General features: G+C 39.9%; 19 protein-coding genes, 1 pseudogene and 1 riboswitch. Of the genes and pseudogenes, 16 read left to right on the plus strand and 4 right to left on the minus strand.

Annotation, left to right across the window (positions count from 1 at the left end; genetic code table 11):
- Positions 1 to 8: 8 nt before the first annotated feature.
- The 3 genes from J7K40_01870 (at position 9) to lepB (J7K40_01880) (ending at position 5,463) form a co-directional block, all read left to right on the plus strand.
- On the plus strand, positions 9 to 3,170 hold the full coding sequence (locus J7K40_01870) for an N-6 DNA methylase (protein MCD6161143.1): 3,162 nt from the start codon (positions 9 to 11) through the stop codon (positions 3,168 to 3,170).
- A 110-nt stretch (positions 3,171 to 3,280) separates the two neighbouring features.
- Positions 3,281 to 4,357: an RIP metalloprotease RseP gene (gene rseP / locus J7K40_01875; GenBank protein MCD6161144.1), complete on the plus strand. Its 1,077-nt coding sequence runs from the start codon at positions 3,281 to 3,283 to the stop codon at positions 4,355 to 4,357.
- 326 nt (positions 4,358 to 4,683) lie between these two features.
- Complete coding sequence (lepB, locus tag J7K40_01880; GenBank protein ID MCD6161145.1) at positions 4,684 to 5,463, plus strand: signal peptidase I; 780 nt, start codon at positions 4,684 to 4,686, stop codon at positions 5,461 to 5,463.
- A gap of 437 nt (positions 5,464 to 5,900) precedes the next feature.
- On the opposite strand, the gene J7K40_01885 is transcribed toward lepB (J7K40_01880), so the two are convergent.
- Positions 5,901 to 7,964, minus strand: a complete 2,064-nt coding sequence (locus tag J7K40_01885) for a cadherin-like domain-containing protein (GenBank protein ID MCD6161146.1) — start codon at positions 7,962 to 7,964, stop codon at positions 5,901 to 5,903.
- A 714-nt stretch (positions 7,965 to 8,678) separates the two neighbouring features.
- Between J7K40_01885 and lepB (J7K40_01890) the strand changes: the two genes are divergently transcribed.
- The 6 genes from lepB (J7K40_01890) to ccsA (J7K40_01915) all read left to right on the plus strand — a co-directional run bounded on the left by lepB (J7K40_01890) (position 8,679) and on the right by ccsA (J7K40_01915) (position 14,621).
- On the plus strand, positions 8,679 to 9,425 hold the full coding sequence (lepB, locus tag J7K40_01890; GenBank protein MCD6161147.1) for a signal peptidase I: 747 nt from the start codon (positions 8,679 to 8,681) through the stop codon (positions 9,423 to 9,425).
- A gap of 363 nt (positions 9,426 to 9,788) precedes the next feature.
- Positions 9,789 to 10,391 (plus strand): ABC transporter ATP-binding protein, encoded by a 603-nt coding sequence (locus tag J7K40_01895; protein MCD6161148.1) that lies wholly within the window; start codon positions 9,789 to 9,791, stop codon positions 10,389 to 10,391.
- Positions 10,366 to 11,046, plus strand: coding sequence for a heme exporter protein CcmB (locus J7K40_01900; protein ID MCD6161149.1), 681 nt, complete (start codon positions 10,366 to 10,368; stop codon positions 11,044 to 11,046). Before J7K40_01895 ends, J7K40_01900 begins: the two co-directional genes overlap by 26 nt.
- Positions 11,047 to 11,094: 48 nt before the next feature.
- On the plus strand, positions 11,095 to 11,748 hold the full coding sequence (gene ccsA / locus J7K40_01905) for a cytochrome c biogenesis protein CcsA (GenBank protein MCD6161150.1): 654 nt from the start codon (positions 11,095 to 11,097) through the stop codon (positions 11,746 to 11,748).
- A gap of 87 nt (positions 11,749 to 11,835) precedes the next feature.
- Entirely contained in the window at positions 11,836 to 12,219 is a 384-nt protein-coding gene (locus J7K40_01910; protein ID MCD6161151.1) for a cytochrome c maturation protein CcmE, read from the plus strand.
- 221 nt (positions 12,220 to 12,440) lie between these two features.
- Positions 12,441 to 14,621, plus strand: coding sequence for a cytochrome c biogenesis protein CcsA (gene ccsA, locus J7K40_01915; GenBank protein MCD6161152.1), 2,181 nt, complete (start codon positions 12,441 to 12,443; stop codon positions 14,619 to 14,621).
- Between the two features lie 5 nt (positions 14,622 to 14,626).
- Here ccsA (J7K40_01915) and J7K40_01920 read toward each other — a convergent pair whose 3' ends face one another.
- The 3 genes and pseudogenes from J7K40_01920 to J7K40_01930 form a co-directional block, all read right to left on the minus strand.
- Positions 14,627 to 15,751 carry a site-specific DNA-methyltransferase gene (locus tag J7K40_01920; protein ID MCD6161153.1) on the minus strand — a complete coding sequence of 375 codons (1,125 nt, stop codon included), beginning with the start codon at positions 15,749 to 15,751 and terminating at the stop codon, positions 14,627 to 14,629.
- Positions 15,752 to 15,770: 19 nt separating this feature from the next.
- Positions 15,771 to 16,553 (minus strand): annotated as a pseudogene (locus tag J7K40_01925) (restriction endonuclease).
- A 194-nt stretch (positions 16,554 to 16,747) separates the two neighbouring features.
- Positions 16,748 to 17,509: a hypothetical protein gene (locus J7K40_01930; GenBank protein ID MCD6161154.1), complete on the minus strand. Its 762-nt coding sequence runs from the start codon at positions 17,507 to 17,509 to the stop codon at positions 16,748 to 16,750.
- Positions 17,510 to 18,599: 1,090 nt separating this feature from the next.
- Positions 18,600 to 18,718: riboswitch (FMN riboswitch) on the plus strand.
- 61 nt (positions 18,719 to 18,779) lie between these two features.
- On the opposite strand from J7K40_01930, the gene ribD reads away from it, so the two are divergent.
- The 7 genes from ribD to J7K40_01965 all read left to right on the plus strand — a co-directional run.
- Positions 18,780 to 19,868, plus strand: coding sequence for a bifunctional diaminohydroxyphosphoribosylaminopyrimidine deaminase/5-amino-6-(5-phosphoribosylamino)uracil reductase RibD (ribD, locus tag J7K40_01935; protein MCD6161155.1), 1,089 nt, complete (start codon positions 18,780 to 18,782; stop codon positions 19,866 to 19,868).
- Positions 19,869 to 20,528: a riboflavin synthase gene (locus J7K40_01940; protein MCD6161156.1), complete on the plus strand. Its 660-nt coding sequence runs from the start codon at positions 19,869 to 19,871 to the stop codon at positions 20,526 to 20,528.
- Between the two features lie 5 nt (positions 20,529 to 20,533).
- Positions 20,534 to 21,772: a bifunctional 3,4-dihydroxy-2-butanone-4-phosphate synthase/GTP cyclohydrolase II gene (locus J7K40_01945; GenBank protein MCD6161157.1), complete on the plus strand. Its 1,239-nt coding sequence runs from the start codon at positions 20,534 to 20,536 to the stop codon at positions 21,770 to 21,772.
- A 1-nt stretch (position 21,773) separates the two neighbouring features.
- Complete coding sequence (locus J7K40_01950; GenBank protein MCD6161158.1) at positions 21,774 to 22,235, plus strand: 6,7-dimethyl-8-ribityllumazine synthase; 462 nt, start codon at positions 21,774 to 21,776, stop codon at positions 22,233 to 22,235.
- Entirely contained in the window at positions 22,236 to 22,649 is a 414-nt protein-coding gene (gene nusB / locus J7K40_01955; protein ID MCD6161159.1) for a transcription antitermination factor NusB, read from the plus strand. It abuts the gene before it with no gap.
- Positions 22,650 to 22,945: 296 nt separating this feature from the next.
- Positions 22,946 to 24,331: an MFS transporter gene (locus J7K40_01960; GenBank protein MCD6161160.1), complete on the plus strand. Its 1,386-nt coding sequence runs from the start codon at positions 22,946 to 22,948 to the stop codon at positions 24,329 to 24,331.
- 96 nt (positions 24,332 to 24,427) lie between these two features.
- The coding region (locus J7K40_01965; GenBank protein MCD6161161.1) for an SAM-dependent DNA methyltransferase at positions 24,428 to 26,113 on the plus strand (1,686 nt) is incomplete at its 3' end.

The raw sequence follows: 26,113 nt of genomic DNA on the forward strand, positions 1-26,113 counted from the left end.
ATCAATCAATGCTGAAATTATATCTGAAAGAATTATTTGAAGCCGCTCAACAAGGTGATGCTACAGAGGAGAGCTATTATTTCTCTGTAAAAAACTTATTAGATAGATTTGCAGATTCTACCGGAAAAAAGAATATACAAATAACCGCTCTGCCCAAAAAAACAGAAGCCGGCAACCCTGATTTTAGAGTATGGGACGGCAAGCAGCATATTATCGGATATATTGAGGCAAAAGCGCCTTCAATAAAAGATCTTGATAAAATCGAAGAAACTGAACAATTACAACGATATCTGCATACATTTCCAAATTTGATACTAACAAACTTCTTTGAATATAGGCTATACAGAGATGGCGTATTAACAGATAAAACATTCATAGCCAGACCGTTTATTATTGATAAGATTAAAACGATACCGCCTGTTGAAAACCAGGAAGATTTTATCAAATTATTAGATAAATTCTTCTCTTTTTCATTGCCAGCGATTTATAACTCAAAGAGCTTAGCCAAAGAATTAGCCAAAAGAACAAGTTTTTTAAGAGATGAAATTATTTATTATGAATTAGATGTTAAAAAAGGAATAGAAAGTAAAACTTTAAATGGTTTTTATAACGCATTTAAACAGTTCTTAATAGGCGGATTAGCAAAGAAAGAATTTGCCGATTTATATTCACAAACTATTACCTATGGGCTTTTTGCGGCGCGAACGCGCGTTAATGATGGATTTAATAGAAAGCTTGCTTATGCTCTTATACCTAATACGATTGGCATATTGAGAGAAATTTTCGAATTTATATCATTAGGAAATTTACCTCAAGCAATGGAATGGATAATTGATGATATTTCAGAAATTCTTGCTATTGCGGATGTTAATAATATCTTACATCAGTATTACAGTGAGGGGAAAGGCAAAGACCCGGTAGTTCATTTTTACGAAACTTTTCTAAGCGAATATGATCCGAAAACCCGCGAAAAAAGGGGAGTCTATTATACTCCCGAACCGGTAGTCTCATTTATTGTTCGTTCGCTTAATAGTATTTTAAAAGAGCACTTCGATAGAACTGATGGATTTGCCAGCGATTCGGTAACGGTATTAGACCCAGCCGCTGGAACATTGACCTTTTTAGCTGAGACCTCCAAAATAGCGGTTGAGGAATTTACTGCAAAATATGGCGATGGCGGAGTCGCTGATTTTATCAAAGAACACATCCTGAAAAAGTTTTACGGTTTCGAATTAATGATGGCGCCTTATGCTATTGGCCATATTAAAATGTCTTTTCTTTTAGAAGAGTTGGGATACAGACTAAGGCAAAATGATAGATTTAAATTATATCTTACCAATACCCTGGAAATGGAGAACCTGGCTCAAACAGAATTGCCGGGTATATCATCGCTTTCGGAGGAATCGCATTTAGCTGGCGATATTAAAAAAGAAAAGCCAATATTAGTGATACTGGGCAACCCGCCATATTCGGGACATTCGGCGAACCTTAGTGAAAAAATCTTAAAATCATACAGAAATGGCAGAGAAGTACGAACTAAAATAAAAACCTGGATTGGCAAATGTATTGATGATTATAAGTATGTTGACGGCAAACCTCTGGGTGAAAAAAACCCAAAGTGGCTTCAGGATGACTATGTAAAGTTTATTCGTTTTGCTCAATGGAAAATAGAACAGGCTGGCGAAGGGGTTGTAGGATTTATTACTAATCATAGCTACCTCGATAATCCGACCTTTAGGGGTATGCGTCAATCGCTGATGCAAAGTTTTAATGAAATGTACATACTTGATTTGCATGGCAATAGCCTAAAAAGAGAAAAATGTCCGGATGGTTCAAAAGATGAAAATGTTTTTGACATTAAACAGGGTGTAGCGATTAGCATATTTGTGAAATTAAAGGATGATAAAAAGAAGTGTAAGGTTTATCATTCCGAATTATGGGGTTTAAGAAACATAAAATATGCTGAATTAAGAAGCAATGATATTAAAACAAATAAATGGAAAAGGATATATCCTAAATCAAAACACTATCTTTTCACGCCTCGCGATACCAAGCTATTAGAGAGTTATGAGAAATATCCGGTAATAAATAAAATATTTCCTATTAACAATATATGTATTGTAACTTCAAGAGATGAGTTTATTATAGATACAGATAAAAGCAAATTAAAAAACCGCATAAAAATGTTTTTAAACGAACAGTATTCAGATGAAGTCATTAAGCAAACATTCAATATAAACGATACTGAAAATTGGAAATTGAAAACTGCAAGAAATGAATTAAAAAAAGTAGTGAATTGGGAAAAGTATATAATTAAAATACTTTATAGGCCTTTCGATATTAGATGGATATTGTACCATGATATTATGATTGAGCGCTCGCGCAAAGAAATTATGCGCCACATGTTAATAGATAACTTGGGTATACTTTCCGTAAGGCAAGTTGCTGAAGGTATCTTTAACCATGCTTTTATTACACAGGGAATAGTTGAAAGTCGAATAACTCTTAGTAATAAAGGAATTGCCTATCTTTTCCCACAATATCTTTACAATGATTTATATAATGACGAGATATTTAGTAATAAAGATAAAATACTTAAAAAGGATTTAAATGTTAATAACAAATATCTAAAACTGTTTAAAAAAGCATATACTCAAAAATCAAATTTAAATTACTTTTATTATATCTACGCAATTCTATATTCAAACATCTATAGAAACAAATATGCCGAATTCCTAAAAATTGATTTCCCCAGAATTCCCTTTACTACGGATTATACATTATTTAAGGCTATTGCAGGCTATGGAAAAAAATTAGTTGATTGTCATCTGCTTAAATCATCTGGCCGCAGCAAACAGTTATCAAAATTTGTGGAAAAAGGGAGTAATAAAATTGAGAAAATAAAATATATCGAAAAAGATGAAAAAATATACATTAACGATAAACAGTATTTTAGTAAAATCGAAAATAATATATGGAATTATCAAATTGGCGGCTATCAGGTATGCGATAAGTGGCTGAAAAGCAGAAAAAATCAAAAACTATCACTTGAAGATATTAAGCATTATTGCAAAATTGTAACGGCTATTAAGGAAACTATAATGATTCAAATTCAGATTGATGAATTATATCCGAAAGTGGAGAAAGATACAATTGATTTTGAATTATAACTTAATTCTTAACCCAAAACAGACGATTTAAATAAATGTTGGCAAACGAGGACGTGCGCCAACCGCGGAAATAAAGGAAACTTTAAACACAGGATAACGGTATTAAATAAATGATGACGACAATATTAGCATTCGTATTCGTTCTGGGGCTTTTGGTATTTGTTCACGAACTTGGACATTTTATCGCTGCAAAGAAATCCGGCATCCGGGTCGAGCGGTTCTCGCTTGGTTTCCCGCCCAAACTAATAGGCAAAAAAGTAGGCGAAACCGAATACTGTATCGGCGTAGTGCCGCTGGGCGGGTATGTCAAAATGATCGGCGAAAATGAGTTCGATGATGACTATGTGCCCCAACCGGGCGATTTTATGGCGGCTTCATTATGGAAACGGTTTATAGTTATTTCAGCCGGGCCTATTATGAATCTAATTACTGCGGCTTTACTGTTTTTTATTATCTACTGGGCAACCGGCCTACCCGAGCAGGTGAAGGACTCGACAATCATAGGCATTGTGTCGCCAAGCGGACCTGCGGAAAAAGCCGGTATGATGCCCGGTTCTGAGATTCTTAGCATCGATGGTTTTGCCTTTGCAGATTTTAGCGAAATGGCAGAGTATATCAAAACCCGCCCTAATAGAGAGATTATTATCTCGTGGCTGGCGGAGGGCGATACTATAACCGCTGCGACAACAACTATGGAATATGCCGTAAAAGATTCTCTCGGGAATGAAAAAATTGAAGGACGAATCGGCGTAGGCCCCGAATTTACCTATAAGCCTATTGGCCCTTTGAAAGCGATAGGAGAAGGGATATCAGCAACGGTATTTCTTATTGGTCAAATGTTTGACCTGATATGGAAACTAATTACTCAGCAGGAATCGATTAAGGGGCTGGGCGGACCGATTAGAATCGCTCAGTTTGCCGGGCAGGCGGCAGAGCAGGGATTTTTATCTTTACTGGGCTTAGCGGCATTTCTCTCGGTAAACTTAGGAATTTTAAATATCCTGCCAATCCCGGTTCTCGATGGCGGTCATCTTGTTTTCCTCTCTATCGAGGCGATTAGACGCAAACCGGTTTCTCTCAAAGGCAGAATGATTGCCCAGCAAGTCGGTTTCGGCCTGCTTCTTTTACTGATGATAGTCGTAACATATAACGACATTGCAAGCATGTTCTCCGGTGTTTTAAAATAGCTTCTCCATAGTCGTCAGGAATGGGCTGGTGTGCCAAAAGTTATAAACCCAGATTTGCAGATAGTTTTTTGCAACAGTTTAAATATTATGGTTCATCGCGTAGGGGCGTATTGCATACGCCCACTCTGGTTACCAAGCTCCGCTTGGTAACCAGAGTTGTTTTTTTACTTTGTCAACAACCTGGTGTAGGGACTTATTGCAATACGCCCCTACGCGCGGGGGTATCTATTCCCATCCCGATAATGCCGCAGGAAACTTTTCTATCATACAGAAGTATACATATATAATCAGTAAAAAATGTACCTCAATTATAACCGGAGGATAATATGGCCAATTCCCAAGCTTTTAATCCCAAAAAGAAAAAGAAGATTAATTCTGATATAAATATCTCAAAAAAATGGCAAAATACAAGCTGGGAATTTATCAAAGCCCTTGGAACAGCGTTGATTTTAGCCCTGATTATCAAAGCCTCGGTGGTTGAGGCTTATGTTATCCCGTCCGGTTCGATGGAAAACACCTTATATGCCGGGGATTATATAGTAGGCAATAAATTCGTCTATGGCATGAAACTGCCGATTCCGTTTACCGATATACGCTTGCCATCAATAGATGAACCAAAGCCGAACGATATAGTTATCTTTAAATATCCCCATAATTTAAACCAGAATTACATCAAGCGGGTTGTCGCTATCGAGGGGCAAATCGTAGAGATTCGCGATAAGGAGGTTTACGTTGATGGCAAGCATGTGCCGCTTCCGATAGAGGGGAAGCATGCCGACAAGCGGATAATTCCGCCGCAGAATCCGCCGGAAATGGGTATGACAATTCGCGATAATATGCCGGCGATTAAAGTGCCTATGGGCAAGCTGTTTGTGATGGGCGACAATCGCGACAATTCAGCCGATTCGCGTTTCTGGGGATTTTTAGACCGCAAGCTGGTTATCGGCAGGGCGATGCTGGTGTTATGGTCATGGGAATATCAAAAACCGCCGCCGATATCAACCGGCGCCTTTTCCGCAGTAGAATTATGGTTATACAATATCAAACATTTCCCCGAACTTGCCGCTAATATGCGATGGGACAGGTTAGGGAAGATAACTAATTAACCATTTTAAGGAGGTGGTTTAATTCACCGTATCGCCAGGTCTCTAAGGCTTGGCGATTTTTTTTATCTCAGATTTTGCAGCCGTGCCCGCCGGCAGGCAGATTGATTTTTTGGCTAGATAAGGGGCACACGAGGACGCGTACCGCCCACAGAAACTTAGTTTGATATACAACATCAGCGCGTAGGGGCGTCCGCAAATGGCGGATACGCCCTTTATCGCGAAGGCGGGAACCCTTTCCTGCCTTCTGCTAATGATTGGATATTATAACCGCTGAATTGGCAGGTCTCGTCCGCGGCGGCGGATGCCCTACTAATTATTGCTTGTGCCGGACATCCCGATACATAAACGCAAGCAAAATGCCCGCATTACAAATAAAACAGCGGAGAGGGATACAAAACCCTCTCCGCTTAATTCCTACAGCATAAACTGTTTTAAGATTACGGACCTACGTATATGTCGCCTGCATCGTTGTCATGAACATCATTCATATCAATACCGGTATAATCTGGAGTACAATCATAAACGTATATACCATATCCTGCTGAATAGGCAATCTCACAATTAGCCAGAGTTGGGGTATTAGCTGCATCAATTCCACTACAAACAATGTTGCCATAAGAAGCTGAACCACCATAGAGGACTTTGCAGTATTCCATAGATGATGTATTCATTGCCCCATCATCAAACCAGATTCCTGACCAGGCACCATGACCCGGTGAAGGTGAAGATGATGTAAAAGTGATTGAATTTGTTGTTGTGCCTTCCGCAATAAGTGCACCGAAATCAGAAGCATTGTAGCCGATGCGAAACTTAACGCCGCTATCAAATTTTAATATCGTTCCCGGTTCTATGGTCAAGGTTGCACCAGTGCCGGTTTTACCTATGTAAACATCGCCTGTAATAGTATAAGGAACATCATGAGCCAACCAGGTTTCATTGGTTTGCACATAATCATCATATTCAACTATAATTCCATAATCAGTTGCAATGGAATCAATTACGCCAATAGTGTGAGCATAATTTGCCTTGATGCGAATCGGAGCGGCATCATTAGCGTAAAGTTTGTTGCCTGTAAATGAGCTGAATTCTCCATCTTCATGTAAATCAACTCCATAAGTTCCGGAATACCTGATTGTCGAGTTATCTATGGCAACTGCACAGCCTCTGATATAAATCATTCCGTAAGAGAGATTTGAGCCGCCATATTCAAATATGCAATGATTAAATTTTGTTGTAGGTAAAGTACCTTCATAAAAATCTATTCTCTCCCAATCACCAGCCGCTGGAATTGGATTGGCAGAGGTAAAGGTTATCGGGTTATCAACTGTACCATTAGCAATAATAGCGCCATTTTCATCATCAGTGTAGCTTACTAACATCTCGATATTTTCTTCAAATTTTAAAGTAGCTCCGGCTTCAATATTTAATGTCGCACCGGATATGCCCGTTTTCCCAACATAAACATCGCCCGTGATAGTATATGGAACATCATGAGCTAACCAGGTTTCATTGGTTTGTTCGTATTTATCATATTCAACTATAATTCCATAATCAGTTGCAATGGAATCAATTACGCCAATAGTGTGAGCATAATTTGCCTTGATGCGAATCGGAGCGGCATCATTAGCGTAAAGTTTGTTGCCTGTAAATGAGCTGAATTCTCCATCTTCATGTAAATCAACTCCATAAGTTCCGGAATACCTGATTGTCGAGTTATCTATGGCAACTGCACAGCCTCTGATATAAATCATTCCGTAAGAGAGATTTGAGCCGCCATATTCAAATATGCAATGGTTAAACTTTGTTGTGGGAAGTGTTCCTTGGTAAAAGTGTATCCGTTCCCAATCGCCGGCATCAGGGATTGCAGCACTAGAGGTAAAAGTTATAGGATTAGCCTGAGTGCCCTCGGCAATTATTGCGCCATATTCGCTGTTTGTATAGCTAACTAATATTTCTATATTTTCATTTAATCTCACTTCAACACCAGGTTCGATAGTAAGAGTAGCGCCATTGCCGGCGGCTTCAATATATAAATCGCCCGTAATGGTATAGGGACTATATAATAATGCCCAAGTACTATCCGTATCTATTGTTCCGCCTGTGATAGTAGTTGGTGATTGAACAGTAATAATTACATTCACCGTGTTTGAATTCTCAGTGCCGTCATTGGCTCTGTAGGTAAATGTATCAACACCGACAAAATCCGCATCGGCGTCGTAAGTAAATGAACCGTTAGCGTTGAGTGCCAAAACGCCATTCGATGGGTTGCCAACTATCACGGCTGTAAGCGCATCATCATCCGCATCGGTGTCGTTGGCAAGCACTCCGGGAGCCGCAACAGTTAATATGCTGTCAGTATGCACATTATAGCCGTCAGCGACAGCCACCGGCGCAGTATTGTCAGGGTTTACCGGATCATCATCCCCACCGCAGCCGGCAATCAGCCCGATCATTAAGGTCAAGCAAATAAATCCAAATATAATCTTCTTGGTTAAGTTCATCTTTTCTCCTTGTGTTGAATCTAAAAATAAGTAATAATTTTTAAAATTTATGCAATGACTACAGTTCTATTATAGCGGCCTACCTCCTTTGTATTAACTTTGTTATTTGATTTCGATAAATCATGCCATCGTCATGTTTTATTTGTTTATCCATATTTTATTTGATATGGTTTTAATAACATTATTAAAACTATACAATTTCGTAAAATATCAAATAGTTTTACCCATGTCAACCGAAACAGCATATTAAATTGCTAATCATCGTTAGATTTGTCGATGTATAATTCGCTAATTTCAGGGCAAACAGAATACAGCAGCTCGGGTTCTGAATGGGTCCAACTTAGCTGGACGCAGGCTGTTGATAAATGATTATTTGTTGGAATTCCTATAATAATATTGAATTTTATATAAGCATAATACGTAGGTGAGTATCGAAATACGCCCTTACGCGCGGTAGTATATATCACCCGAAGATATAACATTGTATTTTGTCAACAACTTGTTCGGATACTAAATATCCAAAGGATATAAAATGCTCTCCGGCTGCTCCCTAAAATTTATTTAAAATCGTTCTTTGCATTTGTTTCCAAAAGCTTTAAATTGATATATACGGTTTTTATTATATGGCAGCCTAATTGCCAGGCCGTAAGTACAAAAATTGTAATTATTGTCGATGATGACTGTAATGGAATACGACTGAAGTTGGAGGAATAGATGGCAATCTTTTTCAAGCCTAAGAATTCAAAGAAAAAAACAGGATATGAGACTATCGGCGAGTTTGTCGAATCGCTGGGAATTGCCCTGATAATGGCGTTGATGATAAAAGCATCCGTTGTCGAGGCATATAGAATCCCATCCGGTTCAATGGAGGATACTCTCCTCGTCGGGGATTTTCTCTTAGCTAATAAGTTCGTGTATGGCATGAAGCTGCCGATTCCATTTGTCAATATTCATCTGCCGGCTATTGATGATCCGAAGCCCGGCGATATTGTTATATTCAAGTACCCAAAAAACCCAAATATCAATTATATCAAACGCTGCATCGCTATTGAGGGGCAAACAATCGAAATCAAGGATAAAGTGTTGTATGTTGATGGGGAAATAGTGCCTATGCCGCTGACAGGCAAACATACTGATAACCGTATAATTCCCTATCAAGGCAACATGATTTCCAGAGGCGGTATCAGGGATAATATGCCGCTTATTACTGTGCCCAAGGGCAAGTTATTTATGATGGGCGACAACCGCGATAATTCCTCCGACTCACGTTTCTGGGGCTATTTAGACCGCGATTTAGTGGCTGGGCGAGCGATGATAATCCATTTCTCATGGGCGCCGGATGCGGAAGCTGACAGAATCAGTAATTCGGGGTTTTTCTCTATCCCCAAACTAATTGGCTATAATATTATCAATCTCCCCAATAGGGTACGCTGGAACCGTCTGGCAGATATAATTCATTGAGATAGAAACGCACAGCGGCGTCCGCTTGATGCGGACGTCTCATATTACCAAGCAGCGCTTGGTAGCCAGATTGTTGACAATTGATTATTTATTGGAATTCCCATAATAGTGTTGAATTTTATACAAACGTAACGAGTAGGGGCGTATTGCATACGCCCTTTTGTTGCCAAGTAGCGTTATATAGTAAGAGAGGTGTTGCTGCTTTGTCAACAACCTGAGTCAAAACCGCAAGTCCGTCTCAGGCGGATTGGCCTACTGTGTTGTAATAAGCTTATTGCCCTCAGGATGTCGCTCCACTCCATCCTGATGAATAGAAAAAATAACTTGCTTAAACTTCAATTCTTGCTACAATAATACCCTAATATGAAAGTAACCCTCGACAATGTATCGAAAAGCTTTCCCGGTCGGAAAGTGTTCGAAAACATCTCGCTTGAAATTGATAAAGGCAAAACTCTTGTTATCACCGGGGCAAACGGCTCGGGCAAAACTACCCTGATAAAAATAATATGCGCTCTGCTTACGCCAACATCCGGCAAAGTGATATTCAATCATAATAACCATGACCTGACCGGCGCTGAAATACTAAAATATGCCGGCTATGCCGCCCCCGATTTATTCCTGTATGATGAATTAACGGCGGCGGAAAACATCGATTTCTTTGCCCGAGTATCGGGTATCGATAACCCTGATATCAAATCAGCTATGGCTAAATATGGCTTATCGGGAAGAGAAAACGATATGGTCGGCTCATATTCATCGGGCATGAAGCAAAGATTGAAATACATACTGGCATTATTAAAAAAACCGCCGCTTTTACTTCTGGATGAGCCTACTGCCAATCTCGATGAACAGGGACGAGCTATAGTCGATGATGTTATAAAAAATCATGAGGGTATTACCGTAATCGCAACTAATGAAAAGAATGAGTTGAAATATGCCGATGAAACAATCAGGCTTGGCGAATAAAGCATTAGCTATATTAATAAAGGATTTTAAAAGCGAATTTCGCACTCGCTATGCCGTTAATGCCATCGTCATGTTTGCCTTGGTTACAGTAGTCGCCGTGGGTTTCTCGACCGGCGGAATCGCGCTGCATAAAGATATGCAGGGAATACTTCTGTGGCTGGTAATATATTTCGCCTCGATTGCCGGGTTGGGACAAAGCTTTATTAAAGAGGAGGAAAACAGAACAGCGACCGCCCTTAGATTGTACGCCTCAGCCTCCTCAATTTACTGCGGCAAGTTTCTTTTCAACCTTCTGCTTCTGATAGGTCTTGTAATAGTGATAGTCCCTATCTTTGCCGTCTTGATTGGCTTGGAAATAAAATGCTATTCGCTATTCTTAGCGGTGTTGATTTTAGCCGCAATCAGTTTAGCCGGTTCGACAACCTTAATAGCGGCGATTATTTCAAAAGCATCAATTAAAGGCGTATTGATGGCGGCGCTTTCATTTCCGGTTATTCTGCCGTTATTAATTATAGCTATCAAGGGTACGCAGAAGTCATTGTATGATAATGCCATATTTTTCGATGGCTTGCCGGAGCTAAAAGTTTTATTGTCTTATGCGGTAGTTATGACTGTAGTCGGCTTTTTATTATTTGATTATGTCTGGAATGATTGAGGCTTTTAATGCGGAACATAATAATCGAAAAGAGTGTTGATGCTGAAGATGATTAATAAAATAAGCGTGCTGGTTTTGTTTTCATGGGTTATTATCGGCGCCTACTTGATAGAGCCGCCTATGAGCGGGGTCTCAAACCCGGAGATATATAGGATATTCTATTTTCATGTTCCCATAGCGTTGGTTACATTTTTTGCCTATGGTTTTACCATGTTTCAAGCTATTATGTATTTACGGAAAAAAGAACTGGCATACGACTATAAATCAGTATCGGCGGCATCGCTGGGCACGGTATTCTGTATATTGGCGACTTTAAGCGGCTCTGTATTTGCCAAATACACTTGGGGCTCATTCTGGAATTGGGACCCGCGGGAAACATCAATCGCAGTTTTACTTTTAATATATCTGGCGTATTTTTCTCTGAGGTCGGCAATATCAGACCCGGTGAGAAAGGCAAATCTATCGGCGGTATATTCAATATTGGGTTTCATAGCCGCTGTATTTACGATGTTTATATGGCCAAGGATTACTCTCGGTCTTCATCCGGGTTCGCCGGGCGATTCGGCATCGGGAGCCTTTATAGTAATGTCTGCAAAAACCTGGCTTGTTTTTGGGCCGTCAATACTGGCATTTTTATTATTATACATCTGGATTTATTCGATTTCATCAAAAATCAAAGCTCTTGAAAGGAGGCTTGATTGACAGTTTATATAACTATGCTCATATCGCTTTTGGTATGGTTTATATTATGGCTTTATATATTCAGATTAGACCGCAAAGTGGAGAAAATTGAAAAAATTGTCCGGCAAGTATAGAGCAATAATCGGCGTTGTAGTTGTTGTCATCTTCGGCGGTCTTGGGATATGGTCGCTTGTAGATACCGCAACTCCTTATGTAGGCTTCGAGAAAGCGCGCTTATCGCATCTTAATGTACAGATTATTGGCTTCGTAGATTACGCCAGCAGTCATTATGATGAGAACACCGGTGTGTTTTCATTCTATATATATGATGAAAACAACGATAGGATGCTGGTTAATTATACCGGCATCAAACCGGCTAATTTTGAGCAAGCTAAGTCGGTGGTTTGCATTGGCATCTTTAAAGATGATGTATTTAATGCCAACAATCTGTTGGTGAAATGTCCATCTAAATATCAGGGAAACGAAAAATAAAGTTGTGTCAACGATGATTAATGCTGGTGCAGGAGGACATACACCAGCCGCTAAACCAAAATATATGCCAGGGGCGTATTGCAATACGTCCCTACGGCCCTATTAAGTTATTTCTGATTGTGCTGTTGGATGTTTTTCACCCGACAGCCGGGTAGTAGCAATCAGGTGGTTGGCGGATGTCCTCGTCTGCCAACATCGAACAGTAGAAAAATTAGCAATTGATGATAACAGGTTCTTACATTCTGGCATTAGCGACAGCAGCAGCTGTCTTATCAGCGGCAGGCTATTATTTTACCGCCCGCGGCAGTAATAAATATCTGTTAGTCTCCCGATGGTCATATAATGCGGCGACAGCTTTAGTAATCACCGCTGTGGTTTACCTGATTATATTATTTTTAAATGACCGCTTTGAATTCACTTATATCTCAAGCTGTTCATCCATAGACTTGCCGGTTAATTTTAAAATCACATCGCTGTGGGCAGGACAGGAGGGTTCTTTCCTGCTATGGGCGGCTTTCAGCGTTTTGCTTGGCTTATGGGTTAGATTAAAAGCAAAGGAACAGATCGGCTGGGTAATGTTCTTTTACATGATAAGCCTTTTGTTTTTATTTACGCTGCTAAATATATCATCGCCATTTAAACTAAACGCGGCAATTCCGCCCGATGGGCAGGGATTGAATCCGCTTCTGCAAAGTTTCTGGATGCAGATACATCCGCCCATAATGTTTTTGGGATATGCAGCAACATTTGTTCCTTTCGCCTTTGCTATGGCAGCGCTGGCTTCAAATAAATTCGACAGTTGGGTAAAGCTGACCTTTCCGTGGGCGATATTTTCTGTCTGTACGCTGGGCGCCGGAATATTTTTAGGCGGCTATTGGTCGTATGAAACGCTCGGCTGGGGAGGCTACTGGGGATGGGACCCGGTTGAAAATGCCTCGTTAGTGCCTTGGCTGGCTAATATCGCTTTGGTTCACGGCATGATACTTGAACGTAAAAAAGGAACCTTTAGGAAAACCAATCTGTTTTTAGCTATAACGACATTCTTGATGGTTATCTACGGCACTTTTCTAACCCGCTCTGGCGTATTAGCAGATTTCTCAGTTCACTCATTTGTTGATTTGGGGTTGAATGCTTATTTAGCCGCCTTCCTGATTGGTTTTACGGTTGTTTCATATGGCTTCTTAGCGCTCAGGGCAAAATCAATAAATTCTGCCGAACCAACTCGGTCGCCATTATCAAAAGAATTCGCCGTTTTCCTCGGGATGCTATTTATAATACTGTCGGCATTTTTAGTGCTTATGGGAACATCAGCGCCTCTTATCACCAGGCTGTTTATGGAACCCTCAGCCGTTGACATATCTTACTATCCATTAACTAATCTGCCGATTGCCGTTATACTCGGCATTGTTCTCGGCATGGCAGGTGTGTTTACATGGCGCGTAATATCATGGCGCGAATTGAAACACAAATTGATTGTCCCGCTTATAGCCGCTGTAATGATAGTTGCTCTCAGCGCGCTTATGGGAGTATATAATATCATTCACCTGCTGTTTATTTTCACCAGCGCGTTTGCTTTTATCGCCAATCTCATTTTAATGATTAACCATTCCCAGCGTGGCTTTAATAAGATTCAAGCTGATATTATCCACATAGGTTTAGCCCTGATGTTTATCGGTATTGTTATATCGTCAGGTTATTCTTATGGAGAAAAATCCTCGCTTGAGCTTAACGAATCCGAAGAGTTAATGGGTTACAGGCTTACCTATAAAGGCATTAAGATTATTGACGCCAACCGGGAACAGGCTATTCTTGTTGTAGAACGCGGTTCGGACAGTTTTAACGCCCCGCTTGATTTCATTTATAGCCGTCAGGGATTAGTTAGAAACCCATATATTAAAAAATTCTTATCCTATGATTTATACATCTCGCCTGAGGAAATCAAGACCATAAAAGCGGCTGATTCCAGCCAGACAATCATCCTGTCGAAAGGGCAGACGAAAGTATTCGATGGCTGCGAAATCACTTTTGAGGGGTTCGCTCAAGGCTCTCATGCAGACAGCGGGATGTTCTCAATTGGGGCAGAACTGAAAGTGAAGACTATTGATGGCAAAACCGAAACGATAAAGCCAATATACAAGCTATCAGGCGAGACCCCCGAACTGATTCCAGCCGCGCTTCCCGGAACCAATATGAACGTATATCTTCTGAAGATAAGCGCTGATGAGGGAGCAATTATGCTGGGTATTTCCGAAAATGATATTCCCGATGTATTTAAGGATAAGCAGATATTAATCGTAGAAATTACCAAAAAGCCGCTGATAAACCTTGTATGGCTTGGCCTGATAATGATAGTTGTAAGTTCCGGTTTCGCCGCCTATTGGCGCTTTAAAGAGGCAGCCTGATAACTCTATTGCTTTATCAATTCATAATCATCATTATTTGCAAATAAGCTTTTAGGTGTTTTCAATAACTTCTTTATTGCAGCATCTATTGCAATCTCCGAATTATCAATTCCGATCCAGTTGCGCCCTGTTTCTTGAGCAGCTGCTAAGGTTGTTCCTGAGCCGCAAAAGCAATCTAAGATTAAATCTCCCTCATTAGATGAATTTCTTATAATGAATTTTAATAGTTCGCAGTTTTTTTCAGTTGGATAACACGGATATTGTGGATCTTTAAATTCCCAAATATCCTGAATTTTTTTCCCCTTCTTTTCATCAGCATAAATTATTTTTCTTGGCACACCGGAAGAAGACCATTCGATTAAGTTATTATTATCTAATTCTTCTAATACTTCCGGTTTACTTCGCCAATGCCTTCCTTTGGGTGGTTTTATTCCTCTCCATTCTTGACCTGTTTTGCCATTATTTGTTTCACCCGGAGCATGTAAAGGTATTGTTGTGTATCGTCTGCCATTTTTATCAGATTTCTTAAAAAGTCTTTCTGTATCTTTTTCGGTATAAGGAATTTTTATATCATTCCAAGTATGATTATCTGATTTAGAGTAAAAAAGGATTAAGTCTTTAATATTTCCATGAGCTTTTCTTTTGAAATTTTTAGGATTGCATTTAATTCGAGTAATATCATTGCGAAAATTATTCTTTCCGAATATTTCATCCATAATAACTTTGATATAATGCCCGATTTTATAATCAATGTGTAAATAAATTGATGCTTTATCAGACATTAGTTCTCTTAAAAATATCAGCCGTTCTCTTAAAAATTCTAAATAATCATCTCCAATCAAAATATCACTATATGCAATACTATCATTACTGCCTTGACTTATAGTATTTGCTCGGTCTGTACTTATTCTAAAATGTCCATTAGTAGCAAAAGGGGGATCTATGTAAATTAAGTCAACTTTATTTCTTAATTTATAATCTTCAAGTATGGTTTTTAAAATAGGAAGATTATCTCCTTGGAAAAGCTTATTCTTTGATGAATTATTACCTTTAATATGTTTTAGTTTTACTTTGGGAGTATTTTCTAAAATCTCTTGCTCGGTTTTTTTATTATTGTAAGTCAGAATCATATTTAATAGTTTCAATTTTTCAAATTTGGTATAAAAAATCTCTCAATAACAGACTACTCATAATGTTGTATTTTTTTAGTTTTGTCGAAATCTCTTTAAACATTTTACTGCGACCTTTAATATACAGCACGCCATCTAAAATTGCTATTACTTCCGCATTAACATTCCTAACTTTTAGTGTAGAAATTGCGTCATTAAATTGAGCATTCTGATGACCCCCAAAATCAGTTAAAAACTTTGCTTCTCCAATAACATACCTTCCATTAAAATGTCCAACAAAATCTAAACCCTTATTTCGTTTGTAATTTAATTACTCCTTAGCAAATTTAAGCATTTCAGCATCACTTCCATCTAATATGGCATTTCCTTTTAAGTTTACAAATTCGTTTAAATTTACTGGCTTTATGCCAAGAGATAGATTATTTACCCATCTTTTAAACAAAGGACCAATTTGTCGATTAGTTTCTTTTGGTTCGGAACACTTGGTAAAAAGATTGTCAAGACCCATTTCATAAAGACGACCACATAAACGATTTATAGTTTGCGGATTTCTTTCAATTGAGGAATTATCTCTTTTTAGATATGCTAAATAAGAATCTTTTATCGGAAATAAGTCAAGTTTGAGCAGGATTTTTATCAGATTAACATTATCGCGTTTCTTAAAAGCTTTTTCAATATCTTGCCATATAACATTATCAATATCTCTTATCCCTTCAGGAATGGTAGGGTAAACTTGAAATAAATCATCCAAATAATTTCTTTGATTTGCATATTCAATGCTTAATTTTGTCCAATAGCTCATATTCTTTATTCAGTTATTTTAATAATATTGTATCATTATTATAATTCAAACATCACTATCATTTCAACAAATAACTAAATATTAATACAATATAACTGTTTATGATACAACATTTATTTTAGGTTAAATGTTATTATTCCTTTCAATTTAAAGATGGATACATACTTATAAAAACCTTTAACATTCCCTCCCTTTTATCTCCGCACAACCTTAATAACTCCCTTAACCGTATTCCCCGCCATATCAAACGCCCAGTTATAAAGCCATTTCGATAAAGTATCAGGCCAGCGGTTGGGATGAGCCAATATGCAGGTGTCCTGCTTGTGATGACTGATATACTCAATCAAATCCGGCGTGGTCTTAAGCGTATGCGCAGGCTGTTCGCCGACAAAATCGTAGATATTGCCGCGTCCCTCATCCCAGCTTCGACCGGTATCGGAAAAATAGCGCACCTTCTTGTAATCGATATTCAAATATGCCGCCACTTCGATGCCCACATCCTTAAAATCATACTTTTTCCACAGGTCGCGATTGTCCCATTTAGTCAGCGGATTGCCGTGCATTGCCATAGTCTTCACCGGTGCTAATTTCCGCAGATTAGCCAAATCGTCCCGGCAAATCTCGAATGCTCTTTGATAATCGCCTTTAGCCCTATCGAGGCACTCATAATGATAGGCAATTTCCATACCCAGTCCGGCAATTTTGTTGATAATATCAGGCTTGAATACGGTATCGACAACCCGGAAAAGATAGGTCGATATCAACCCATGCTCATGTTCTATCTGCGCCATCTGAAACGCCAGCATCGGGTCGCGGTCAACATCATGGCGAAGCATCAGGCGCGGCTTGCCCGAATCATTCGGCGTAAAGTAATCACCCATAATAATTGTCCGGTAGCCGGCGTCATTGATTGCCCGGCACAACCGGCGATACATTTTCTGTGAGAAATCAAGCATAAAACCGCCTATGGAACAGGGGAGAGGTTTGCTGTTTTTTCATTATGATAATATATTTGAAATTGTAGATTTTAACAATCAATTATTTCGGTCAATTTTCCCGAATTTAAAATCTTTTATGTTGTAGCAGTTCATATTCTGCCTAAGGCGGATGAACTGACACATTGCTTGCTAAAAAAAATCGACAGGTCACGTTTCACTACGACCCGCCTAAACGGTTGATAATATCTGATGTTTTAGGATAATATATACTGCCGCGCGTAGGGGCGTATTGCATACGCCCTCTTTATTCCAAATTCCAAGTAATAAAAAGGTAAAACTCCCAAGCTTAAATTTATGTTGTAGCAGTTCATATTCTGCCTAAGGCGGATGAACTGACACATTGCTTGCTAAAAAAAATCGACAGGTCACGTTTCACTACGACCCGCCTAAACGGTTGATAATATCTGATGTTTTAGGATAATATATACTGCCGCGCGTAGGGGCGTATTGCATACGCCCTCTTTATTCCAAATTCCAAGTAATAAAAAGGTAAAACTCCCAAGCTTAAATTTATGTTGTAGCAGTTCATATTCTGCCTAAGGCGGATGAACTGACACATTGCTTGCTAAAAAAAATCGACAGGTCACGTTTCACTACGACCCGCCTAAACGGTTGATAATATCTGATGTTTTAGGATAATATATACTGCCGCGCGTAGGGGCGTATTGCATACGCCCTCTTTATTCCAAGTAGTAAAAAGGTACAGGAGTTTCCCCGAAAATTCCGGTAAAATCTTTATAGTATAGTATGTTTCATAGGGTTAACATTTTCAATAAGTGGAAATCATAGTTTTTGAAAAAATGGGGAAACTCCTTAAAAGAGAGTCATTGCTCCTGCTATGGCGGACGACGCGGCAATCTCCTTGTTGCCGTGCAAATTAAAGCATACAGATTGCCGCGTCCGCCTTAGGCGGACTCGCAATGACTAATTTACACATTGAAGTATCGTATGCTGGAGTTTGTGAATAATGCGGGCTATTGTGTTCTGAAAAAACAGGAAAATTCCCGGATTTAAAATCTTGACATAAGCTATCCAATTGTTATATTTCCGGCGTCTTCAGGGCGAGGCGGAAATCCTCGACCGGCGGTTAAAGCCCGCGAGCCCGTATGGGTTGAGCCTATGAAATTCAGGCGCCGACGGTAACAGTCCGGATAGGAGAAGATAGGTTAAAGGTATTTATATACCTATGTAATCTTATACCCCTGTCCCCGAAGGCAGGGATTTTTTTATGACTGCAAAAATAAATGATGAAAAAATAATGACCCGCGCCCTGAAACTGGCTCAAAAGGGCATAGGGCACACATCGCCAAATCCTGCAGTCGGCTGCGCTATTGTAAAAAATGGCGAGATTATCGCCGGCGATTATCATCATAAGGCAGGCAGTTCCCATGCTGAAATTTTAGCTTTAAAGAAAGCAGGGAATGCCGCCAAAGGCTCCGATTTATACGTTACTTTAGAACCCTGCTGTATTTATGGCCGCACTCCGCCATGCACTGAGGCGATAATCAAAGCCGGCATCAAACGAGTAGTTATTGGCACTCTCGACCCTAATCCATCGGTTAATGGAAAAGGCGTAAAATGCCTACAGGAAGCCGGGATTGAAGTTGAACATGGTATTTTACAACAGCAATGCGAGGAAATAAACCGCGGCTACAATAAATATATTACAACCGGCCTGCCGTATGTTACAATAAAATATGCCCAGAGCCTTGATGGCCGTATCGCAACATCGACTTGTTCCTCGCAATGGATTTCCGGCGAAAAGTCGCTAAAATTCGCTCATCAATTACGAGTAAAATATGATGCGGTTCTAATTGGCGCTCATACAGCCAACATAGATGACCCGCAACTGACAGTTAGAAAAGCGCGAGGCAAAAATCCAATTAGAATATTGCTTACCGATTCGGGAAGACTTAATAATAACTTGCGTCTGCTGGCAGACAACAACGCCCAGACTATCATCGCCACAAGCCGTAAGGGGTTTACTCAATGTCGGGGGGAATCATTCGAAAAAGCGAATATTATAACTCTGCCGGTCAAATCAAATGGCTTGGATTTAAAAGCGCTTCTTCGAAAACTCGGCGATAAGAATATTACATCGCTATTGGTTGAAGGCGGCTCGAAAGTCATTACCAGCTTTCTGAAACAAAAATTAGCCGACAGTATAATCGTAATAACTGCCCCCATAATAATCGGCGAGGGAATCAGCGCCATAAACGACCTTGATATAAAAACTATTGACAGCTCAATCAAGTTAATTAATAAAAAGATGATAAAACTAAGCCCTGATTACGTAATATGCGGAGATATAAAATAAATGTTTACCGGAATCATTCAGGAAAGAGGTAGTATCAAGTCTGTATTTAAACAGGGCGATGCTTTGTTAATCCAAGTTAAAGCGCCCCAATCCGCAGCCTCATTAACAAAGGGAGCCAGTGTCAGCATAAACGGCGCCTGCCAGAGCGCAGTTAACATAAGCGATGATTGGTTTGAGGTTTTGGCAACTCCCGAAACTGTTTCCCGAACTAACTTTCAATACTTGAAAGCCGGCGATGAGGTAAACCTTGAGCTGCCGCTGACATTAAATGACCCGCTTGGCGGTCATATTGTATCGGGGCATGTTGATACCGTAGGCAAAATCATTAGCCTGCCTGCCGGCGGGCACGGCTTAGCGAGAGACGCGGAAAGCGCCATACTCAGAATATCTTTCGCTAAAGAATACAGCAAATACCTTATCGAAAAAGGCTCTGTTTCTATCGATGGAATCAGCCTGACTGTTTTTGATATAGAGCCGAATGCTTTTTCGGTATCGCTTATTCCTGAGACTATCGAGCAAACAAATTTAAAATACCGCCGGGCTGGCGATAATGTAAACCTCGAGTTCGATATGATTGGCAAATATGTTGAAAAAATTTTTAATAATGATAAAGAATCACTTTCGATGGATTTTTTAAAACAACACGGTTTTATGAGGTAAAATATATGAATAGTTTTAATGCAATCGAAGAAGCAATTGAGGATATAAAGCAAGGAAAAATCATCATTGTTTGCGATGATGATGATCGTGAAAATGAGGGCGATATGATTATGGCCGCCGAGAAAGCAACTCCGGAAGCTGTCAATTTTATCAGCAAATATGCGCGCGGCTTAATGTGTACACCCTTGCCCGCCGAGTGGCTTGAGAAATTGAAAATAGACCAAATGGTGTCCCACAATACCGCTCGTATGGGTACCCGTTTTACTGTCTCAGTCGATTATCTCATAGGCACAACTACCGGTATATCCGCTTATGACAGAGCGGCAACAATTAAGGCCTTAGCCAATATCGATACACCGCCTGATGATTTTGGACGTCCCGGACATATATTCCCCCTGCAGGCGCGTGATGGCGGCGTGCTTGTCCGCGCCGGTCATACAGAGGCATCCGTAGATCTCTGCCATCTGGCAGGGCTTAAACCCAGCGGTTTGCTATGTGAAATACTCGATGATGACGGCAACATGGCCAGAGTGCCAAGGCTTATGAAAATGGCTGAAGAATTCGATATGAAAATTATTACCGTCAAAGACCTGATAGCCTACCGCAGACTTCATGAAAAACTTGTCGAGCGAGTCGAAACAGTTGACCTTCCGACAAAATACGGTCATTTTAGGCTGCATCTTTATGAAAGCTCTATCGATGACCATCACCATCTGGCAGTCGAAAAAGGTGATGTTAACGGTAAGAAAAATGTGCTGGTAAGAGTACACTCATCATGCCTAACCGGTGATGTTTTAGGTTCATGCCGCTGCGATTGCGGCGAACAATTGGCCGAGTCGCTTAGAATGATTGATAAAGAAGGCTTAGGTGTTGTGCTGTACATGCGTCAGGAGGGGCGCGGTATCGGTTTGGCGAACAAGATTAAGGCCTATAAACTGCAGGAAAACGGTCGAGACACTGTCGAGGCTAATGTCGAACTGGGTTTTGCTCCCGATTTGCGCGATTACGGTATCGGCGCTCAGATTCTTGTCGATATGGGTTTATCCACTATTAGGCTTATCACCAACAACCCTAAAAAAGTTGTCGGAATTAAAGGCTATAATCTTAAAGTTGTTGAACGGGTACCTATGGATATCCCGCCCAACGAGTACAATGTCCATTATCTCGAAACCAAGCGGGATAAACTGGGTCATATTCTTAAAAATGGCTATAATGTAAATTGTAACTGCTGCGAAAGGAATTAACATGGAATACTCAGGAGATTTAAACGCTGCCGGGCAAAAATTTGCTATTGTTGTCTCGCGTTTTAATGAGTTCTTCTCGGAAAAACTTTTGGATGGCGCTTTAGACTGTATAAAACGTCACGGCGGTTCTGAGGATACTATCTCTATTGTCAGAGTGCCGGGTTCATTCGAAATACCTTATGCGGCGGCGCGAATAGCCAAGCTGAAAAAAATTGATGCGATTATCTGCCTTGGAGTAGTGATACGGGGGCAGACACCGCATTATGAGTATATCAATAGCGAGGTCGCCAAGGGAGTAGCTAAAATATCGCTTGATAGCGGTTTGCCGGTTGTTTTCGGATTGGTTACCGCCGATACTTTAGAGCAGGCTATCGAACGATGCGGCTCGAAATCCGGCAATAAAGGATTTGCGGCGGCTCAAACCGCAATCGAGATGGTTAATCTATTCAAAGAGATTAAGTAGATGGGTCAAAGACACAAAGCCAGATGCGTCATACTGGAGGTTCTGTATTCTGTCGAGATTGTCGGCGATAATAATGCCAGCGATAATTTGGATTATTGCGCTTCTACGCATTACCTTAATGATGATGGCTATGCTTTTGCCAGACAGCTTTATAAAGTAGTGAAGAATAATTATTCTGACATCGATAAAACTCTTAAAAAGCATATTACCAATTGGGAAGTCAAGCGTTTGGCTATTGTCGATAAGAATATCCTGCGGCTTGGCATAGCCGAAATCAAATATATGTCCGAAATACCTCTGAAAGTCGCCATTGATGAGGCTATCGAATTGGCCAAAACCTATGGCTCGGCAGATTCCGGAAGATTCGTAAATGGCGTTTTGGATGCTGTTTGCAAAGATGAAAATTTGAATTAAAGAATTGACCACTCAGTAATTGATACTTTCCAATATCATTAGTAGGGCAGTCCGCCTTAGATAATATGCCGTCACGCGTAGGGGCGTATTGCATACGCCCTCTTTTTACTGCCACAATAAAATTCCAACCTGCCGGCGGGCATGGCTGCAAAATTTAAAAAATATTTAGCTGGCAAAAACATTCAATCATATAATATCTTATCCCAATAATAAAATAAGAGCTAATAATTCGAGTCTAAGCGAATTTAAAAGTTCTTCAGACAATGGTGGCAATAACGAAACGAGATAAAAATTAAATGGACCAAACAGAACTGCAAAAAAATAAACGCGCCGCTTTAATCGTTGCTGCGGTAGGTTCCTACTTAGGGCCATTTATGGGTTCATCCGTAAATGTGGCTTTGCCGTCAATAGGGCAGGAATTTTCAATGGGCGCGGTTCTTCTTGGCTGGGTGAATATGGCGTTTTTGTTGTCGGCGGCAGCATTTTCAATACCATTTGGCCGGCTGGGCGATATTTACGGCAGAAAAAAAATATATATGATAGGCGTAATAGTCTTTACCATATCATCCATTTTAATAGCGAATTCTGTTTCCTCCATGATGTTGATAATATGCCGCGCGTTACAGGGATTTGGCGCCTCGATGATATTCGCTACCGGTATGGCGATTTTAATATCAGTATTCCCGATTGGCGAACGCGGCAAGGTGCTGGGGATTACTATAGCCGCCGTGTATTTTGGCTTATCGACCGGTCCCTTTTTCGGCGGGTTGATTACTCAGCATTTGGGCTGGCGGTTTATTTTCTGGCTGAATCTCCCGCTCGGATTGATACTTCTAAGCATCATCTTCTTTATGCTCAAAGGCGATTGGGCTGAGGCTAAGGAGATGAAGTTTGATCTTTGGGGTTCTATAATTCTTGGCCTATCGCTTCTCTCGACGATGTACGGCTTTTCCCGGATGCCGTCTGTTATAGCTGGTGTTCTTGTCGGCATCGGATTGATTAGTTTGGTATTATTTGTAATATACGAACTTCGAATTGAAAGTCCCGTGATAGATATTAACCTGTTTCGCCATAACACCGTTTTTGCATTCTCGAATCTGGCGGCTCTCATAAACTATGCGGCGACATTCGGAGTTACTTTTCTCTTAAGTTTATACCTTCAGAAAGTGCGGGGATATCCTCCCCAGGAAGCAGGTACAATTCTGATAGTTGAGCCGGTAATCCAGGCTATTTTCTCGCCAATCGCAGGCAGGTTGTCTGATAAGATAGAACCGCGAACAGTTGCCTCTGTGGGCATGGTGATAACATTAATCGGGCTTGTGCTGCTGACATTTTTGAATGCCGGGACGTCGTTGACATACATTATGTTCTGCCTGATGCTTTTTGGTTTCGGTTTCGCGCTTTTTTCATCTCCCAATACTAATGCGATTATGAGTTCGGTAGAACGGCGTTTCTATGGCGTATCCAGCGCCACGGTTGGCACGATGCGGCAGGTTGGCATGATGTTTTCGATGGGTATTGTGATGATGATTATGGCTTTGCTGTTAGGGCAGTCAGAAATAAACGTGGCGAATCAGCCGCAATTTATTGAAAGCATGAGGGTTGCGTTTACCATATTTGCGGTCATGTGTTTCGGCGGAATTTTCGCCTCATTAGCGCGGGGGAGGATGAACCGGAAGTAGGGGCTCATTATAAAAAGGCTTTTCTAAATTGAGTAAAACTATATCTTTACAAACACCTATTTAAATTCTATATTTTTTCTGCATGGAGAAAATTTTATGACTGTAAAAACTACCGAAAGGGAAGTTGCAAGTTGGCTCAGCGAACAGATTAATCGAATTTTAGAAACCCGCAACTATCCGTTTGAAACAAGTACTATAGAAACAAGCTTGACAGGAACTACAAGCAGATTCCCCGATATTGTTATTTGGCATGATAGGCAAGCAGGCGACGCCTTTTGCTTTATAGAGTTAAAACAACCCGGTAAAACCGAAGATATTGAAAGATTAAAAGAAGTCGCCGATAGATTAGACGTAAAATTTGCCTTAACATGGGATTTTCTAATAGCTCGACTATATTTCATCGATGATGATATAACAGAAAAAAAACCTTATCCTGCCTATGTATTTTCTGATATTGAGGAATGGTTAGCTCGCAATAAAAAAATCCAGTTAATAAAATATCTAAAGGATTTTCTGGATGACTTAATTCAAATTAAAACGAAGGGACACTTACATAAGTTCAAGCCGGATAAGTATTTTTTTATAAATCTTCTTCATAACAAAACGAAAATACTGGAAAAATATTTTGTTGAACATCTTGCTGATGCACTGAAAAATAAAAAATTTAGAGTTGAAATTGAAGCATTTATTTCAAAACAGGGGCTTCCTGATTTAAACACGAAAGAAATTAACGAACTTGTTGCCGGCCAATGGGTATATGGTTTGATAACAAAGATACTATTTTATTATACTATTAGAAGACATTTTGGGGATTTGCCGGATTTATATAAGGAACTCCAAGAATCCGGAGATATAAAACAGGCTTTAAAAAAAGCATTTGAGGCAGCTCGCAGATATGACTGGCATGCGGTTTTTGAACCTGAGAATAGTTATGAAAAAATAGGGGTTCCAGATAAAAGCGCTTATCTGATTATTGAATTATTAAAAGAGCTTGATCAATATAATTTTAATCAAGTTAAGGAAGATATAATTGGGGAAATATTTGAAAGCCTTATACCAGAAGGAGAAAAACATCGTTTTGGGCAATATTTCACAAGAGAGGACCTTGTAGATTTTATTATAGGTTTTGTTGTCGATTCAAAAGATGGTTTCTATTGCGATCCAACCTGCGGCAGCGGCACGTTTCTGAATCGAATTTACTCCAGATTAAAATGGCTTTCGGCGTACAAGAAAAAACATCATGACATCCTGCCTCAAATATGGGGCGTTGATATTGCTAAATTTCCAGCTGAGTTGGCAACCAGTAATCTTTTTCGTCAAGACATCTCAAATTATAGCAACTTTCCTAGAATTCAAGTCATGGATTTTTTCGATATAAAAACGGAACAAATATTTGAATTTCCACCGCCTAAGGTTGATCCCAATAATCTTCTCAAAGTAAAAGTTCCAATGCCCGAATTTGACGGGATGGTTGGCAACTTCCCGTTTATTCGTCAGGAACAAATAGAGAAGAAGGTCAAAGGCTACAAGAGCAAGTTGGCAAAGGTCTTAACTGAAGATTGGTATAATGAATATCGTGATATTTTCAAAAACAGCACTAATGGCAATAAAGAACTTAGAATATCCGGTCAAGCCGATATTTACACATATTTATATTTCCATGCGGCAAAGTTTATTAAACCTGGTGGTAGATTAGGATTTATATCATCAAATTCATATCTCGATGTCGGGTATGGTTATGAATTAAAAAAATTCCTTCTTAATAAGTTTAAGATAGTTGCT

The sequence above is a fragment of the Candidatus Zixiibacteriota bacterium genome (assembly GCA_021159005.1).
Taxonomy (GTDB): Bacteria; Zixibacteria; MSB-5A5; order UBA10806; family 4484-95; genus JAGGSN01.